We start from the raw sequence: 17,322 nt of genomic DNA on the forward strand, positions 1-17,322 counted from the left end.
GGCTCAGTGGTCCAGGATGCCCTGCGAGAAAAAGTGCGCGCGCACCTCTTTGGTGTAGGCGCCGAACTCGGCCGAGGCCATGACGTCGAGCGTGCGCGGGCGCGGCAGGTCGATGTCGTAGACCGCGGCGATCGAGCCGGGGCGCTCGCTCATCACGATCACGCGGTCCGAGAGAAAGATCGCCTCGGGGATGCTGTGCGTGATCAGCATCACGGTTTTCCTGGAGGCCATCCAGATGCGCTGCAGCTCCAGGTTCATCTTCTCGCGCGTCATCGCGTCGAGCGCGCCGAAGGGTTCGTCCATCAGCAGCACCGAGGGGTCGTGCAGCAGCGCGCGGCAGATCGACGCGCGCTGCTGCATGCCGCCCGAAAGCTGCCAGGGGTACTTGCCCTCGAAGCCCTTGAGGCCCGCCATCTCCATCAGCTCGCGCGCCCGGGCCTCGGAGGCGGCCTTGGGCAGGTGGCGCATCTCGGCCTGCAGCAGGATGTTGTCCTGCACACTGCGCCAGGGCAGCAGCACCGCGCTCTGGAACACGATGCCCACGTCCTTCTGCGGCCCCTTGATCGGCTTGCCCGCCAGCGTGAGCTCGCCGCCGCTGATCGGCAGCAGGCCGGCCACCATCTTGAGCAGCGTGCTCTTGCCGCAGCCCGAAGGGCCGACGACCGAGACGAACTCGCCTTCACGGATGGCAAAGTCGAGCGGCTTCAGCGACTCGACCGGGCCGTCCTTGCTCTGGTAGGTTTTGGCGACGCCGCGCGCTTCGATCAGGTTGGCTTGGGACATGGAGTGCGTGAGGGGTGGCAACAGCGAGCGGGCGCGCGGACGAAAGATCAGTTCGGGAGAAAGTCGAGGGTGACGTAGTCTTCCGGCTTGCCGCGCGTCGAGGCGTCCATGCCGCCGTACTGCACCAGCAGGTCGAGCGAGTCGTTCACGTTCTTCATCGCCACGCGGAACGGGCGCTGGTTGGCCGTTTCCTTCGTGTGGTAGAGCGCCACGCTCTGCTTCATGCCCACGATCAGCGTGTCGCGCACGCCGGCCTTCGGGTTGGCCTTGAGCATGGCGTCGACCGCGGCTTCGGGGCTCTTCTCGGCGGCTTCGGCGGCCTTGGTCGATGCGCGCATGAAGCGCTTCACGAGGTCGGGGTTCTCGACCAGCAGGTTCTTGTTGGCGATGATGCCGGAGCTGATCTGGTTCACGCCCGAGTCGGCAAAGCGGATCGGCGTCACGGGCTTGCCGGTGGCGTCCTGCAGCTTGATGGCCTGGTCCATCACGTAGCCCAGCAGCAGGTCGGCCTGGCCGTTGATCACCGCATTGAGCTTGGTCTGGCCATCGCCCGAGACGATCTTCACCTGCTCGGGCTTGATGTTGTTGACCTTGAGGAAAAGAGGCCACATCTGCGACATCGAGTCGCCCGGCGTGACGGCCACGGTCTTGCCGATGATGTCCTTGGGCACCTTGATGTTCTTCTCGCTGAAGCCCATGACCGACATCGGGCTCACCTGGAACAGCACGCCGGTCGACTTCAGCGGCGCGCCCTTGGCGGCGGCCTTGATCATGGTCGTGACGTCGATGTAGCCGAAGGTCGCCGACTTCGCGGCCACCGCCTGCGCCGTGACGGCGGAGCCGCGGCCTTCCTGGATCTCCAGCTCGATGCCCTCGTCGGCGTAGAAGCCCTTTTCCCTGCCGAGGAAGAAGGGCGCATGCTCGCTGTACAGGTACCAGTTGAGCATCAGCGTGACCTTGTCCTTGTCCTTGGGCTTGTCGGCCTGCGCATGTGCGGGAGCGATGGCAAAGCTGGCGAGCGCGGCAAGGACCGAGATGGCGAGCAGCGAGGGAAGCAGTTTCTTCATGACGTTGTCTCCTGGAGTTTTCTGGGTATGACGAAGAAAGGAACTCAGTTCGCGTGGCGCTGCGAGGCATGCCACGGAATCATCACGCGCTCGACGATGTCGACCGCGACGAAAAGAATCACGCCGATGCTCGACAGCACCACGAGCGCGGCAAACATCAGGGGCAGGTCGAAGTTGCCGTTGGCCACCTGCAGCACGTAGCCGATGCCCGAGTTGGAGCCGACGAACTCGCCGACCACCGCACCCACCACGGCCAGCGTCACCGACACCTTCAGGCCGCTGAAGATCGCGGGCATGGCCTGCGGCAGGCTGATCTTGAAGAAGGTCTGCAGCCGGCTCGCGCCCATCGAGCGGGCCAGGTCGAGCATGTCGGGCTCGACCGACTTGAAGCCCATCACCGTCGACACCACCACCGGAAAGAAACCCAGCAGGAACGCACTGATCACCTTCGGAAAGATGCCGAAGCCGAACCACACCACGAAGAGAGGCGCAATCGCCACCTTGGGAATGCTCTGCGAGAACACCAGCAGCGGGTACACGTACGACTCGACCAGCCGCGAGTAGGCGATGACCATCGCAATCGGTATGCCGATCAAGATCGTCAGGCCGAAGCCGCCGAGCGTGGCGAGCGTGGTCTTCCAGCTCTCGGCCAACAGGCGCGGCCATTCGGCCACGAGCTGCTTCACCACTTCCCACGGCGGTGGAATCAGGTAGGCCGGAATCCTGAAGAGCCGGATCGCCACGTCCCACAGCACCAGCAGCAGCAGGATCAAGAGGAACGGGCGCAGGGCCGGAGAAAGCAGGAGCTTGCGGAGCATGAAGACGACTCGGGGCTTGTCGACGGAGGCTTGCTACTGCTGGACCGACAGGCCCGCGGCCTTCACGAGCTGGGCATTGCTCGCGATCTCGTCCTTGATGTAGGCGTCGAACTGCTCGGGCTTGAGCGTCCAGGCATCGGCGCCCAGCTTGAGAAAGCGCTCCTTCACCTCGGGCGTGGCCAGCGCCTTTGCCACTTCGTCGTGCAGGCGGTGGACGATGTCGCGCGGCGTCTTGGCCGGCGCCATCATCCCGATCCAGAAATTGAACTCCGAGCCGGGCACGCCGGCCTCGCTGGTGGTGGGCACGTCGGGCAGGGCGGCGGCGCGCTTGGGCGAGCCGACGGCGAGCGCGAGCAGCTGGCCCTCCTTGATCTGGCCGATCACCGGCGCGATGGGCGAGAAGTAGTAGTCGACGCGGCCCGAGAGCACCTCGGTGACGGCCTCGCCCGATCCCTTGAAGGGAATGTTGGTTGCGTCTATCTTCGCGGCCATCTTGAACTTCTCGGCGTTCAGGTGCGTGGCGCTGCCCTGGCCGGCCGATGCGAAGTTCATGCTCCCGGGCTTGGCGCGTGCGGCGGCCAGAAGCTGCGGCAGCGTCTTGATGTTCTTCGCCGGCGAGATCACCAGCGCGTTGGGCAGCGACGAGATCGGCGTGATGCCGGCGAAGTCGCCCACCGTGTCGAACGGCAGCTTGGCGAAGGTGGAGGGGCTCACCGTGTGCGACGACGAGTGGATCATGACCGTGTAGCCGTCCGGCGCGGCCGTGGCCACTGCCTGCTGGCCGATGGTGCCGCTCGCGCCGCCGCGGTTGTCGATGACCAGCGTCTGGCCCATGCTCTGGCTCATCTTGTCGGCAATGGCGCGGGCAATGATGTCGGTGGTGCTGCCGGCCGCAAACGGCACGATCACGCGGATCGGCTTGCTGGGATAGCCGTTCTGCGCGGATGCGAGGCCGGGCAGCAGTGCGCCCAGGCAGGTGAGCGCCGCAAGGGCGGTGGTGCGTGCGAGTTGCTTCATGGTCGGTTGTCTCCGCGCGGTGGGGCCGCTGTCTTGAATCGATCAATTCACCAATAAGTGAATTAGCGATTTTAGGAAGGGCTGCGCCGCAGCGTCAACCGCCGCTGCCTAGTGAATACCCGAAGGAGGTCTGGAGAGGCCGCAGGGGCCCGCGGGCTCAGTGCAGCACGTAGCCCAGCACGAGGTCGGTCATGTGCGACAGGCGCTGGGCCATGGCCTTGGGCGCGCGCAGGTCACGGCCGAAGATCGCCGAGAGCGTGTGGTTGTTCGAGAGATAGAAGTAGCACAGCGACGCGATCGAGATGTACAGCTGCACCGGGTCCACGCCGGCGCGGAACAGCTTGTCGCGCCGGCCGCGCTCGAGCACCGTGTCCAGCAGCTGCACCAGCGGCGAGTTCATCTCCTGGATGCGTTCGGAGCGCTTGAGGTGCGCCGCGCAATGCAGGTTCTCGCTGTTCAGCAGCGTGATGAACTCGGGGTGCTCCAGGTAGTAGTGCCAGGTGAAGGAGACCAGCTGGCGGATCGCCTCGACCGGGTCGATCTCGTCCAGGTGCAGCCGCTGCTCGGCCTCGCGGATGTCGGCGTAGGTGCGCTCGAGCACCGCCAGGAACAGGTCGTCCTTGCTGCCGAAGTAGTAGTAGATGAGGCGCTTGTTCAGGCCTGCGCGCTCGGCGATGCTGTCCATGCGTGCGCCGGCGAGTCCCCGCTGGGCAAACTCGTCGCGCGCCGACGCAAGGATGGCGAGTTGCGAGCGGTCGGCATCGCGCGAACGCGGCTCGGCCGTTTCGGGCGAGGAATCCTTGGGGGCCTTCATGGCGCGAATTTAACCAATTGGTGAATTAACGCAAGGCATTGGAGGCGGGCGCACATAATTGCCGGAGACATTGCAGCTGAGGTTCGACTTCCCATGAGTACATCACAACCCGCCGGCCACCTGATCGTCGAATGCCTGGTCGAGCAGGACATGGAGATCGCGTTCGGCGTACCCGGCGAGAGCTTCCTGGCGGTGCTGGACGGCTTTCATGCCTACCGCGAGCGGGCCCGCTTCATCGTCAACCGGCAGGAGGGCGGCGCGGCCTTCATGGCCGAGGCGCACGGCAAGCTCACGGGGCGCCCGGGCGTGTGCTTCGTGACGCGCGGGCCGGGCGCCACCAACGCATCGATCGGCGTGCACACAGCGTTCCAGGATTCGACGCCGATGGTGCTGTTCGTCGGCGACGTCGGCAGCGACTTCCGCGACCGCGAGGCTTTCCAGGAGGTCGACTACGGCAGCTTCTTCGGACCCTGCACCAAGGGCTTTGCCAAGCGCGTGGAGCGCATCGACGACGCCGACCGCATTCCCGAATACGTGGCGCGCGCCTTCGCCACCGCGATGAACGGCCGTCCGGGGCCGGTGGTGCTGGTGCTGCCCGAGGACATGCTGCGCACACAGACCACCGCGCGGCCGCTCAGGCGCGTGGAGGCGGTGCAGCCCTGGAGCGACCCGGGCGCGCTGCGCACGCTGCGCGAGCTGCTGCTGAAGTCCGAGCGGCCGCTGGTGATTGCGGGCGGCGGCGGCTGGACGGCGCAGGCCGCGCAGGCGCTGCAGCGCTTTGCCGAGAACTGGCGGCTGCCGGTGGCCAATGCCTTCCGCTTCCAGGACACTTTCGACAACCACCATCCGCTGTATGCGGGCGACGTCGGCATCGCCATCAATCCGAAGCTCGCACAGCGCGTGAAGGACGCGGACCTGATCCTCGCCATCGGCCCGCGCCTTGGCGAGATGACCACCGGCGGCTACACGCTGCTCGAGGCGCCGAAGGCCCAACAAAAGCTGGTGCACATCCACGCCAGTGCCGAGGAACTCAACCGCGTCTACCAGGCCGACCTGGCCATCAACGCCGGCATGAGCGCCGCCGCGCGCAGCCTCGAGGTGCTGAGCGCACCGCCCACGCTGCCGTGGGAAGAATGGACGTTGCAGGCCCATGCGGACTACGAGGCGAACCTCGAGCCGCAGCCGCTCGCCGGCATGCCGGCCGAAACGCCGCGCGGCCCCATCGACATGGCCGCAGTGGTCGCGCTGTTGCAAAAGCACCTGCCGCCGGACGCGGCCATCACCAACGGCGCCGGCAACTTCGCGAGCTGGGTGCACCGCTACTTCCGCTACCACGGCCTCGCAAAGGGCCACAAGACGCAGCTGGCACCCACCAGCGGCGCGATGGGCTACGGCGTGCCGGCGGGCATTGCGGCCAACCTGACAACGGGGCGCGTGGCCTTCACGATCGCGGGCGACGGCGATTTCCTGATGACCGGGCAAGAGCTCGCGAGCGCTGCGCAGCACGGAGGCAAGAGCATCATCGTGCTGCTGAACAACGGCATGTTCGGCACCATCCGCATGCACCAGGAGCGCGAGTACCCCGAGCGCGAAAGCGGCACCGCGCTGCGCAACCCCGACTTCTGCGGCCTCGCGCGGGCCTACGGCTACGCGGCCGAGCGCGTGACCGAAACCGCGCAGTTCGAGGCCGCGCTGCTGCGCGCGCTGGCGGCCGATACGGGCACGCTGATCGAGATCCCGCTGGACCCGGAGGTGATCACCACGCGCGGCACGCTCGCGTCGATCACTCGGGCGGCGCAGGCGCGGGGCTGAAGAGAGCCGCGGCGCGCGCTTGCCACAGGCGAAAAAAAAGCCGGCATGAGCCGGCTTTCTGATGCGGGAGCGCGGGGCCCCCGGGTGCTTACTTGACGTGCTTGCCGATCAGCGCGGCCAGTTCGAACATCGACACTTGCGGCTTGCCGAAGATTTCCTTCAGCTTGGCGTCGGCGTTGATGTTGCGCTTGTTGGCCTTGTCCTGCAGGTTGTTCTTCTTGATGTAGTCCCACAGCTTGCTCACGACTGCGGTGCGTGGCAGAGGCGTCGAGCCCACAACGGCGGCGAGTGCCGGGCTGGGGGTCAGGGCCTTCATGAACGCAGCGTTGGGCGTGCGCTTCTTGGCGGGAGCGGCCTTCTTTGCAGGAGCCTTCTTCGCGGGTGCAGCCTTCTTCGCAGGAGCAGCAGCCTTCTTTGCGGGAGCCGCCTTCTTGGCCGGTGCGGCCTTCTTCGCAGGAGCCGCAGCCTTCTTTGCGGGAGCGGCCTTCTTTGCCGGAGCTTTCTTGGCCGGAGCCTTCTTTGCAGTTGCCATGGTTGATTTCCTTTTTTGGTTAAACAGTCACCAATGAAAAACTTGCGTCTCCAGTGGCATTGCGGATGCTAAAGGAGAAAAAACGCGTTTCCAAGGGAAAAAGCGGTTTTTTCATTGGGAGTTGTTGTTTTTTCAGAGGGGAGAACCCGTGGTTTTCAGCTTCGGCGCGCGGGCCAGGTCGCCAGCACCACGCCAACGAGTGCAAGAGCGAACGCAAGCAGCTGCGCCGCGGAGAGGCTTTCGCCGAGCACCAGCACGCCCACGAGGGCCGCGCTCACGGGCAGCATCACGGCAAACACGCCCGCTTGCGCAGCGGGCACATGGCGCAATCCGGTCATCCAGAGCCACACGGTCCAGATGCTCGCGGCCAGCGCATAGACCACGAGCAGTGCCCAGGTTCCGAGGCGCACCGCCGTGAAGTCGAACTGCAGCGCAAACCAGATGCCGAAGGGCATCGACAGCACGAAGCCCCAGAGGTTGATGAGCGAGGAGATCCGCTTGGGGCCGAGCCGGCCGGTGAGCGACTTGCCGATCACCGCATAGGCGGTTTCGCACAGCACCGCGCAGAACACGAGCAGATTGCCGAGCCAAGGCATCGAAGGCGCGGCGGCGCCGTTGTCGCCCGCTGCCGGTGCATGCGCGGGCGTCAGGGCCAGCAGGCCGATGCCGATCGCAGCGCAGCCTATGGCCAGGCCGATGCGCACCGTGATGCGCTCGCGCAGGAAGAGCCAGCTCGCCACCGCCACGGCCGCCGGGATCGAAGCCATGATCACGCCGGCGGACACCGCGCTGGTCAGGCTCACGCCGAACAGCATGCAGATCGAGAACAGGAAGTTGCCGAGGAACGATTCGAGAAAGACCAGCCCGCGCGTGCGTGCACTCATCGGCGGTTCGCCCGGAGCGCGCCGCAGCCAGTGCGGCATGGCGAGCGCCGCGATGCCGAAGCGCAGCCAGGCGAGCAACAGCACCGGGAAGGCCGCCACCAGCGGCTTGGAGAGGGCGACGTAGCCGCCGACGAGCGACATGCTCAGGGCCAGGCAACCATAGGCCAGCAGGCGGCTGGCGGGAGCAGCGGTGTTCAATAGACTGGACGGCTTGTTGTTGGAACGATGGATTCGATGATGCCCCAATCTCCCGGGCCCGATGTCGCGCCGGACGCAGGCGCGCAGCGCCACGTCTTCGTCTACGGCACCCTGCGCCGCGGCGGGCGCAACGACATCGCGCGCTATCGGCCCGTGCCGGTCCACGTGGCCGACGCAAGCATTGCCGCCACGCTGTACGACCTCGGCGCCTACCCCGGCGCGGTGCTCGGCGGGCAGCGGCGCGTCTTCGGCGAGATCTACCGCGTCGCGCCCCAGGTGGAGGCCGAGCTCGACCGGCTCGAGGGCGTCGCCGACGACGGCTCCGGCGAATACATCCGCCGCCACCTGATCGTGGCAGCAGGTGCGCAGCGTTTCGAATGCCTGGTCTACGAGATCCATCCATCGCGCATCGAGGGGCGCGCGGTGATCGACAGCGGCGACTGGATGGCCCATGCCGCTGCCAGCTGAGGCGTGCGCGGCGCTTCGTTTTCACGCCTGAAAGGTCGATTGCACATTGCGAAAAGAGCGGCTGCTGCGGCGCAATATTTTTTCTCAATATGAGAAAAATAATTTTGCATGGAGAAATGTCTTTGTAAGTGATTGATTTTGCTGGACTAAAAATATGTCTTCTATAAGACATAAGAGTCTGGCTTCGGTTTAGAGTAGCTCCACGGCCGCAGCGCCCGATCCTTTCAACCAACCTCACGGAGTGACCATGCCCCAGACCCTCACCGAACAATTGAGCCGCGAACAGCAAATTGCCGCCCTCGAGAAAGAATGGGCCACCAATCCCCGCTGGAAGGGCATCAAGCGCGGCTACAGCGCCGCCGACGTGGTTCGCCTTCGCGGCTCCTTCCCCATCGAGCACACGCTTGCGCGCCGCGGCGCCGAGAAGCTCTGGGAGCTGGTGAACAACGAGCCCTACGTCAATTGCCTCGGCGCGCTCACGGGCGGCCAGGCCATGCAGCAGGTGAAGGCCGGCGTGAAGGCCATCTACCTGTCGGGCTGGCAGGTTGCCGCGGACGCCAACACCTACTCGTCGATGTACCCCGACCAGTCGCTGTACCCGGTGGACTCGGTGCCGACCGTGGTGGAGCGCATCAACAACACCTTCCGCCGCGCGGACGAAATCCAGTGGTCCAAGAACGTGAACCCGGGCGACAAGGGCTATGTCGACTACTTCGCGCCCATCGTCGCTGACGCCGAAGCCGGCTTTGGCGGCGTGCTGAACGGCTTCGAGCTGATGAAGGCCATGATCAAGGCCGGCGCCGGCGGCGTGCACTTCGAAGACCAGCTCGCCTCGGTCAAGAAGTGCGGCCACATGGGCGGCAAGGTGCTCGTGCCCACCACCGAGGCCGTGCAGAAGCTCATCGCCGCGCGCATGGCCGCCGACGTCTGCGGCACGCCGACGCTCGTGATTGCCCGCACCGACGCCGAAGCCGCCGACCTCATCACCAGCGACTACGACGAGAACGACAAGCCCTTCCTCACCGGCGAACGCACCGCCGAAGGCTTCTACAAGACCAAGAAGGGCATTGACCAGGCCATCAGCCGCGCCATTGCCTACGCCCACTACGCTGACCTGGTGTGGTGCGAAACCGGCACGCCCGACCTCGAGTTTGCCAAGCGGTTTGCCGACGCGGTCCACAAGGTGCACCCCGGCAAGATGCTGGCCTACAACTGCTCGCCGTCCTTCAACTGGAAGAAGAACCTCGACGACGCCACCATTGCCAAGTTCCAGAAGGAGCTCGGCGCCATGGGCTACAAGTACCAGTTCATCACGCTGGCCGGCATCCACTCGATGTGGTTCAACATGTTCGATCTGGCGCAAGACTACGTGCAGCGCGGCATGTCGGCCTACGTCGAGAAGGTGCAGGAGCCCGAATTCGCGGCGCGCGATCGCGGTTACACCTTCGTGTCGCACCAGCAGGAAGTCGGCACCGGCTACTTCGACGAGGTGACCACGGTCATCCAGGGCGGCAAGTCCAGCGTCACGGCGCTGACCGGCTCGACCGAGGAAGAGCAGTTCCACTGATCCGCTGAATCCGCCAGCACAACGATTTCGCTGTCACCTTCGAGCCCGGCCGAGCGCCGGGCTTTTTTTTTGGGCTCGGCGGCCAGCGGATAGAATTGCGCCCTCTGCACCCAACAAGAGCGAGAAAGGCACCTTGGTTATGACACCGCGAACTACTCCGCAAGGATTCAGCGGCTTTTTCTTCGTCTCCGAAGAAAAGGGCCGGTAGCCCGCGCTCGCTGGTTTCTGCCAGCTCTCATCCCAAGCAAAGCGCGGCCAGTCACCGCGCTTTTTGTTTTTTCGCCCGAGGTTTTCCATGATCCAGATCACGCTTCCCGACAACTCGCGCCGCGAGTTCCCCGGCCCGGTTTCAGTGGCCGAAGTTGCCCAGTCCATCGGACCCGGGCTCGCCAAGATGACGGTGGCCGGCAAGGTCGACGGCAAGCTCGTCGATGCCAGCGACGTCATCGACCATGACGCCAGGCTCCAGATCATCACGCCCAGGGACGACGAGGGCCTGGAGATCATCCGCCACTCGACGGCCCACCTGGTCGGCCACGCCGTGAAGCAGCTCTACCCGACGGCCAAGATGGTCATCGGCCCGGTGATCGAGGAGGGCTTCTACTACGACATCTCCTACGAGCGCCCCTTCACGCCCGAGGACATGGCCGCCATCGAGGCGCGCATGCGCGAGCTCATTGCGCAGGACTACGACGTGGTCAAGAAGATGACGCCGCGCGCCGAGGTCATCGAGGTCTTCAAGTCGCGCGGCGAGGACTACAAGCTGCGCCTGGTCGAGGACATGCCCGACGAGCAGGCCATGGGCCTGTACTACCACCAGGAATACGTCGACATGTGCCGCGGCCCGCACGTGCCGAACACGCGCTTCCTGAAGGTCTTCAAGCTCACGAAGCTCGCCGGCGCCTACTGGCGCGGCGACGCCAAGAACGAGCAGCTGCAGCGCATCTACGGCACGGCCTGGGCCGACAAGAAGCAGCTCGACCAGTACATCCAGCGCATCGAGGAAGCCGAGAAGCGCGACCACCGCAAGCTGGGCAAGGAGCTGGACCTGTTCCACATCGACGAAGTGGCGCCCGGCGTGGTGTTCTGGCACCCCAAGGGCTGGGCCCTGTGGCAGGCGGTGGAGCAGTACATGCGCGGCATCTACCGCGACACAGGCTACTGGGAAGTGAAGGGCCCGCAGATCCTCGACAAGAGCCTGTGGGAGAAAACGGGCCACTGGCAGAACTACCGCGACAACATGTTCACGACGGAGTCGGAAAAGCGCGAATACGCGCTCAAGCCGATGAACTGCCCGGGCCACGTGCTCATCTTCAAGAGCGACCTGCGCAGCTACCGCGACCTGCCGCTGCGCTACGGCGAGTTCGGCCAGTGCCACCGCAACGAGCCCAGCGGCGCGCTGCACGGCATCATGCGCGTGCGCGGCTTCACGCAGGACGACGGCCACATCTTCTGCACGGAGGACCAGATCCTCGAAGAATGCGTGGCCTACACGGCGCAGCTGCAGAAGGTCTACGCCGACTTCGGCTTCACGGAAATCCTCTACAAGGTGGCCACGCGCCCCGACAACCGCGTGGGCTCCGACGAGCTCTGGGACAAGGCCGAGCACGCGGTGATGGAGGCGCTGCGCCGTTCGGGCGTCGACTTCATCATCTCGCCCGGCGACGGTGCCTTCTACGGCCCCAAGATCGAATACACGCTGAAGGACGCGCTGGGCCGCCAGTGGCAGTGCGGCACGATGCAGGTCGACTTCAACACGGCCGAGCGCCTGGGCGGCGAGTACGTCACGGAAACGAGCGGCCGCGCGCACCCCGTCATGCTGCACCGCGCCATCGTCGGCAGCCTGGAGCGCTTCATCGGCATGCTGATCGAACACCATGCCGGCGCGCTGCCCGCATGGCTCGCTCCGGTGCAGGTGGCGGTGCTCAACATCAGCGAAGGCCAGGCCGACTACGCCGCTTCAGTGGCGAAAACGCTGCAGAATCAAGGGCTTAGGGTCCAGCTGGATCTGCACAACGAGAAGATTACGTATAAAATACGCAAGCATTCGTTGCAAAAGCTTCCCTACATCCTTGTCGTAGGCGACAAAGAGAGAGAAGCTGGTGCCGTCGCAGTGCGCGCCCGGGGCAATCAAGACCTCGGTGCAATGTCCCTCGAATCGTTCGTGCAACGGCTCGTCCAGGATGTTGCTGACAAGCGTTGATTTGTCCCGGAAGCACCCTCATATGTGCTTCTCGTCCAAATCATGCCGCTTGTCCGCGAGGACTGACCGGCGTCCGCTACAGATTTTGTAGCAATTTTTGAAGGATTCTGACCATCGCTACTGCATTTCGCGACCGCCGCCACCGCGAGGAACGCCAACACCGCCTGAACCGGGAAATCATGGCCCCGGAAGTCCGCCTTGTAGGCCCGGAAAACGAGCCATTGGGTGTTATGAGTCTCTCCGAGGCCTTGCGCCTCGCCGGTGAGGCTGACGTGGATCTGGTAGAGGTCGTTGCCGCGGCCAATCCGCCCGTGTGCCGTCTGATCGAGTACGGCAAGTTCAAGTACCACGAGCAGAAGAAGGCGGCCGAGGCCAAGTCGAAGCAGAAGGTCATCGAGGTCAAGGAAATCAAGTTCCGCCCCGGTACCGACGACGGCGACTACAACATCAAGATGCGCAACATCAAGCGCTTTCTTGAAGAGGGCGACAAATGCAAGATCACGCTGCGCTTCCGTGGCCGCGAGATCACGCACCAGGAACTCGGCCTGGCGCTGCTGCAGCGGATCCGCGATGAGCTGGGCGACCTGATCGTCGTGGAGCAGTTTCCGAAGCTCGAAGGCCGGCAGATGATCATGATGATCGCGCCGGGCCGCAAGAAGCCGGGCGGCGGCGGTGGTGCCGCAAAACCGGCTTCTTCGGAAGCTTCGGCGCCCGCGGCGGCCTGAAAAGGCTGCCACGGCAGCGGGTAGAGATAGCAGGGTTTGATGAAGAATTTCGCCGCTGCCGGCGCTTCGCAAGAAGGGCAGGCAGCGGCGGGATAAAGAAGTGTCTCGGGGCCAACAAGTCCGTGGAGTATCCGCGGCGCCTCACGAGCACAAACTAAAGGAGCATTCACATGCCCAAAATGAAGACCAAGAGCAGCGCGAAAAAACGTTTCCGCGTTCGTCCCGGTGGCACCGTCAAGCGCGGTCAAGCCTTCAAGCGTCACATCTTGACGAAGAAGACCACCAAGAACAAGCGTCACCTGCGTGGTGCAGTCGCAGTGCATGAAACCAACATGGTTTCTGTCGCCGCCATGCTGCCCGGCCGTGGCATTTAACTCAGACGAACAAGGAGTACACACATGCCTCGCGTCAAACGTGGTGTAACGGCTCGCGCCCGCCACAAGAAAGTTCTCGCACTCGCCAAGGGTTTCCGCGGTCGCCGCGGCAATGTCTTCCGCATCGCCAAACAGGCGGTGATGAAGGCTGGGCAATACGCCTACCGTGACCGCCGCACCAAGAAGCGCGTTTTCCGTCAACTGTGGATCGCGCGTATCAACGCCGCCTCGCGTGAACTGGGCCTGACCTACAGCCAGTTCGCAAACGGCATCCGCAAGGCCGGGATCGAGATCGACCGCAAGATGCTTGCGGACATCGCAGTGCACGACAAGGCCGCTTTTGCCGGCATCGTGGAGCAGGTCAAGGCCAAGCTGGCTGCTTGATTCTGCACAGCAGGAGTGCCGCCTTCGGGCGGCTTCCTGCGCCCACGGCACAAGGGCTGGCGCTTGAAAAGGCTCCAGCTCTTTTTTTATTTCCCCGCCTAATTTTTGTTGCTATGAACGAGTTGGACTCCCTTGTCGCCACCGCCCGCGCCGCCTTCGCCGAAGCGAAAACGCCCGCCGAGCTCGAAAACGCCAAGGCCCAGTTCCTCGGCAAGTCGGGCCGCATCACCGAGCTGATGAAGGGCATGGCGGCGCTCAGCGTCGACGAGAAGAAGTCGCGCGGCGCCGCCATCAACGTGGCCAAGCAGGCGATCGAAGCCGCGCTGACCGACCGCCGCCAGCAGCTCGCCGACGAAGAGCTTTCGCTGCAGCTGCGCGCCGAGGCGCTCGACGTGAGCCTGCCCGGACGCCGCCGCATTCCGGGCGGCCTGCATCCCGTGAGCCGCACGCTGGAGCGCATCGAGGAGATCTTCTCGAGCATGGGCTTCGACGTGGCCGACGGCCCCGAGATCGAGAGCGACTGGCACAGCTTCACCTCGCTCAACAACCCGCCGAACCATCCGGCGCGCTCGATGCAGGACACCTTCTACGTCGACCTCAACGGCGACGACGGCATTCCCTACAACCTGCGTCCGCACACCAGCCCGATGCAGGTGCGCTATGCGCATCAGCACATCAAGAAGTACGCCGCCGAATTCGCGGCGGCCGCGGCCGACGCCACCGGCACCGTCAAGGCGCCCGAGATCCGCGTGATTGCGCCGGGCCGCACCTACCGCGTCGACAGCGACGCCACGCACTCGCCGATGTTCCACCAGTGCGAAGGCCTGTGGCTCGGCGAGAACGTGAGCTTCAAGGATCTGAAGGTCGTGTTCACCGACTTCTGCCGCACCTTCTTCGAGAGCGACGACCTCGTGCTGCGTTTCCGCCCGAGCTTCTTCCCGTTCACCGAGCCCAGCGCCGAGATCGACATCCAGTTTGCGAGCGGCCCGCTGGCCGGCCGCTGGCTCGAAGTGGCGGGTTCGGGCCAGGTGCATCCGAACGTGGTGCGCAACATGGGGCTGGACCCCGAGCGCTACATCGGCTTTGCCTTTGGCATGGGCCCCGACCGGCTCACCATGCTGCGCTACGGCGTGAACGACCTGCGGCTGTTCTTCGACGGCGACTTGCGCTTTCTCTCGCAGTTCCAGTAAGCACCCGTCCATAGAAACAAAACCGAATACGAGATCGAAGAGATGCAATTCCCGGAATCCTGGCTGCGCGAGTTCTGCAATCCGTCCCTTGGCAGCGCCGAGCTGGCCGAAACGCTCACCATGGGCGGCTTCGAGGTCGAAGAGCGCCGCCCCGTGGCGCCGCCCTTCAGCCGCATCGTGGTCGGCGAAATCAAGGAAGCCGTGCAGCACCCCAACGCCGATCGCCTGCGCGTGTGCCAGGTCGACGCGGGGCAGGGTGCCTTGCTCAATATCGTGTGCGGTGCGCCCAATGCGCGCGTCGGCATCAAGGTGCCCTGCGCACTGGTCGGCGCCGAACTGCCGCCCGGTGAAGACGGCAAGCCCTTTCTCATCAAGCTCGGCAAGCTGCGCGGCGTCGAGAGCCAGGGCATGCTGTGCTCGGCGCGCGAGCTCAAGCTCAGCGAAGACCACGGCGGCCTGCTCGAGCTCGATGCCGACGCACCCATTGGCGCCGATGTGCGCGACGTGCTCAAGCTCGACGACGCGCTGCTCACGCTCAAGCTCACGCCCAACCTCGCGCACGGCCTGAGCGTGTACGGCGTGGCGCGCGAGCTCTCGGCACTCACCGGTGCGCCGCTCAAGACGCCCGCCATTGCGCCGGTGGCTGCGTCGTTTGCCGACGTGCTGCCGGTGAAGGTGGAAGCGCCCGAGCTCTGCGGCCGTTTTTCGGGCCGCATCGTGCGCGGCGTGAACACCCAGGTGGCCACGCCGGCCTGGATGGTCGATCGCCTGGCGCGCTGCGGCCAGCGCAGCGTGACGCCGCTGGTCGACATCTCGAACTACGTCATGTTCGAGTACGGCCAGCCCAGCCACATCTTCGACCTCGACAAGATCCACGGCAGCCTCACGGTGCGCTGGGGCAAGGCGGGCGAGCAGCTCAAGCTGCTGAACGGCAACACGATCAGCGTGGACGACAAGGTCGGCGTGATCGCCGACGACCAGGCGGTCGAATCGCTCGCCGGCATCATGGGCGGCGATGCCACCTCGGTGTCCGACGACACGCGCAACATCTACGTGGAGGCCGCGTTCTGGTGGCCCGAAGCGGTCCAGGGCCGCTCGCGCCGCTTCAACTTCTCGACCGATGCGGGGCACCGCTACGAGCGCGGCGTCGATCCGAGCCGCACGGTGGAAATCATCGAGCGCATCACGCAGCTCATCATCGAGATCTGCGGCGGCCAGGCCGGCGCCATGGACGACAAGATCCTGAACGTGCCCGAGGCCCTGCCCGTCACGCTGCGCGTGGCGCGTGCCGCACGTGTCATCGGCATGCCGCTCACGCAGGCGCAATGCGCCGATGCGCTGCGCCGCCTCGGCTTTGCGCTGCGCGAAGGCGAGGGCACCTTGACCGTCACGCCGCCGCCGCACCGCTTCGACCTCTTGATCGAGGAAGACCTGATCGAAGAGGTTGCGCGCCTGATCGGCTTCAACAACCTGCCGACCAACGCGCCGCTCGCGCCCATCACCGCGCGCGTGCGGCCCGAGTCCCGGCGCAGCCGCTTCGCGGTGCGCCGCAGCCTGGCTGCGCTCGGCTACCAGGAAACCATCAACTTCAGTTTTGTCGAGGCGCACTGGGAGCAGGACCTGGCCGGCAATGCCAATCCGGTGAGGCTCCTCAACCCCATTGCCAGCCAGATGAGCGTGATGCGCTCGTCCCTGCTGGGCTCGCTGCTGCAGGTGCTCAAGTTCAACCTCGACCGCAAGGCGCCGCGCGTGCGCGTGTTCGAAGTGGGCCGCGTGTTCATGCGCGACGACAGCGTGGCCACCACCGACAGCACCGTGCGTGGCGTCGACCAGCCCATGCGCGTGGCCGGCCTGGCCTGGGGCGATGCGGAAGAAGCGCGCTGGGACGGCAAGCCGCAGCGCGTCGACTTCTACGATGCCAAGGGCGACGTCGAAGCGCTGCTCGCACCGCGGGTGGCCAGCTTCGAGCCGGCCGAGCATCCGGCCCTGCACCCCGGCCGCTCGGCGCGCGTGCTGGTCGATGGCAAGGCCATCGGCTTCATCGGCGAACTGCATCCGCGCTGGCGCCAGAAGTGGGACTTCGCGCTGGCGCCGGTGCTGTTCGAGCTCGACCTCGACGCCGTCGCCGCGCGCCCCGTGCCCGTGGCGCGGCCGGTGCCCAGGCACCAGGCCGTGGAGCGCGACATTGCGGTGGTGGTGGCCGAAGCCGTCACGCACAATGCGTTGATGCAGGCCATCCAATCGGCGGCAGCGGGGCAGGGGCTGCTGCGCGACGCCACGCTGTTCGACATCTACCGTCCGCAACCCGCGCGCGACGGCGCGGCGCCGGCATCCGGCGGCCTGGCGCAAGGGGAAAAAAGCATGGCGGTGCGCCTGAGCTTCCAGGACGACAGCGCCACGCTGACCGACGAGCAGGTGGAACCCGCCGTGCGCGCCATCGTCGAACAACTGAGCGCCAGACTCGGCGCACGCCTGAGAGGTTGATG

16 protein-coding genes are annotated in these 17,322 nt (G+C 65.4%); 9 read left to right on the forward strand and 7 right to left on the reverse strand.

Annotation, left to right across the window (positions count from 1 at the left end):
* Positions 1-3: 3 nt before the first annotated feature.
* The 5 genes from ACAM58_RS09530 to ACAM58_RS09550 all read right to left on the reverse strand — a co-directional run bounded on the left by ACAM58_RS09530 (position 4) and on the right by ACAM58_RS09550 (position 4,499).
* On the reverse strand, positions 4-783 hold the full coding sequence (locus ACAM58_RS09530) for an ABC transporter ATP-binding protein (RefSeq protein WP_012746997.1): 780 nt from the start codon (positions 781-783) through the stop codon (positions 4-6).
* A 47-nt stretch (positions 784-830) separates the two neighbouring features.
* A complete protein-coding gene (locus ACAM58_RS09535) occupies positions 831-1,850 on the reverse strand; it encodes an ABC transporter substrate-binding protein (RefSeq protein ID WP_369664356.1) in 1,020 nt (339 codons plus the stop codon).
* A gap of 44 nt (positions 1,851-1,894) precedes the next feature.
* A complete protein-coding gene (locus tag ACAM58_RS09540) occupies positions 1,895-2,668 on the reverse strand; it encodes an ABC transporter permease (RefSeq protein ID WP_012746999.1) in 774 nt (257 codons plus the stop codon).
* Between the two features lie 33 nt (positions 2,669-2,701).
* Complete coding sequence (locus ACAM58_RS09545; protein ID WP_012747000.1) at positions 2,702-3,685, reverse strand: tripartite tricarboxylate transporter substrate binding protein; 984 nt, start codon at positions 3,683-3,685, stop codon at positions 2,702-2,704.
* Between the two features lie 157 nt (positions 3,686-3,842).
* Positions 3,843-4,499 (reverse strand): TetR/AcrR family transcriptional regulator, encoded by a 657-nt coding sequence (locus ACAM58_RS09550; RefSeq protein WP_012747001.1) that lies wholly within the window; start codon positions 4,497-4,499, stop codon positions 3,843-3,845.
* Positions 4,500-4,592: 93 nt separating this feature from the next.
* Here ACAM58_RS09550 and ACAM58_RS09555 point away from each other — a divergent pair, with 93 nt between their 5' ends.
* Positions 4,593-6,311: a thiamine pyrophosphate-binding protein gene (locus tag ACAM58_RS09555; RefSeq protein WP_012747002.1), complete on the forward strand. Its 1,719-nt coding sequence runs from the start codon at positions 4,593-4,595 to the stop codon at positions 6,309-6,311.
* A gap of 88 nt (positions 6,312-6,399) precedes the next feature.
* Here ACAM58_RS09555 and ACAM58_RS09560 read toward each other — a convergent pair whose 3' ends face one another.
* Both ACAM58_RS09560 and ACAM58_RS09565 read right to left on the reverse strand, forming a co-directional pair.
* On the reverse strand, positions 6,400-6,843 hold the full coding sequence (locus tag ACAM58_RS09560) for an SWIB/MDM2 domain-containing protein (RefSeq protein ID WP_012747003.1): 444 nt from the start codon (positions 6,841-6,843) through the stop codon (positions 6,400-6,402).
* Positions 6,844-6,998: 155 nt separating this feature from the next.
* A complete protein-coding gene (locus ACAM58_RS09565; RefSeq protein ID WP_012747004.1) occupies positions 6,999-7,925 on the reverse strand; it encodes a DMT family transporter in 927 nt (308 codons plus the stop codon).
* 36 nt (positions 7,926-7,961) lie between these two features.
* Here ACAM58_RS09565 and ACAM58_RS09570 point away from each other — a divergent pair, with 36 nt between their 5' ends.
* The 8 genes from ACAM58_RS09570 (at position 7,962) to pheT (ending at position 17,320) form a co-directional block, all read left to right on the forward strand.
* Positions 7,962-8,393, forward strand: coding sequence for a gamma-glutamylcyclotransferase (locus ACAM58_RS09570; RefSeq protein WP_259347632.1), 432 nt, complete (start codon positions 7,962-7,964; stop codon positions 8,391-8,393).
* Between the two features lie 247 nt (positions 8,394-8,640).
* Positions 8,641-9,960 carry an isocitrate lyase gene (gene aceA, locus ACAM58_RS09575; protein WP_012747006.1) on the forward strand — a complete coding sequence of 440 codons (1,320 nt, stop codon included), beginning with the start codon at positions 8,641-8,643 and terminating at the stop codon, positions 9,958-9,960.
* 295 nt (positions 9,961-10,255) lie between these two features.
* Positions 10,256-12,163, forward strand: a complete 1,908-nt coding sequence (gene thrS / locus ACAM58_RS09580; protein ID WP_012747007.1) for a threonine--tRNA ligase — start codon at positions 10,256-10,258, stop codon at positions 12,161-12,163.
* 104 nt (positions 12,164-12,267) lie between these two features.
* Entirely contained in the window at positions 12,268-12,888 is a 621-nt protein-coding gene (infC, locus tag ACAM58_RS09585; RefSeq protein WP_080515731.1) for a translation initiation factor IF-3, read from the forward strand.
* A 170-nt stretch (positions 12,889-13,058) separates the two neighbouring features.
* Entirely contained in the window at positions 13,059-13,262 is a 204-nt protein-coding gene (rpmI, locus tag ACAM58_RS09590) for a 50S ribosomal protein L35 (protein WP_007832497.1), read from the forward strand.
* 24 nt (positions 13,263-13,286) lie between these two features.
* On the forward strand, positions 13,287-13,646 hold the full coding sequence (gene rplT / locus ACAM58_RS09595; RefSeq protein ID WP_012747009.1) for a 50S ribosomal protein L20: 360 nt from the start codon (positions 13,287-13,289) through the stop codon (positions 13,644-13,646).
* Between the two features lie 113 nt (positions 13,647-13,759).
* Positions 13,760-14,836, forward strand: coding sequence for a phenylalanine--tRNA ligase subunit alpha (gene pheS, locus ACAM58_RS09600; RefSeq protein WP_062362120.1), 1,077 nt, complete (start codon positions 13,760-13,762; stop codon positions 14,834-14,836).
* A 42-nt stretch (positions 14,837-14,878) separates the two neighbouring features.
* A complete protein-coding gene (gene pheT / locus ACAM58_RS09605; protein ID WP_369664357.1) occupies positions 14,879-17,320 on the forward strand; it encodes a phenylalanine--tRNA ligase subunit beta in 2,442 nt (813 codons plus the stop codon).
* The last annotated feature ends 2 nt before the right edge of the window (positions 17,321-17,322 follow it).

This window comes from Variovorax sp. V116, from assembly GCF_041154435.1.
Lineage (GTDB): Bacteria > Pseudomonadota > Gammaproteobacteria > Burkholderiales > Burkholderiaceae_C > Variovorax > Variovorax paradoxus.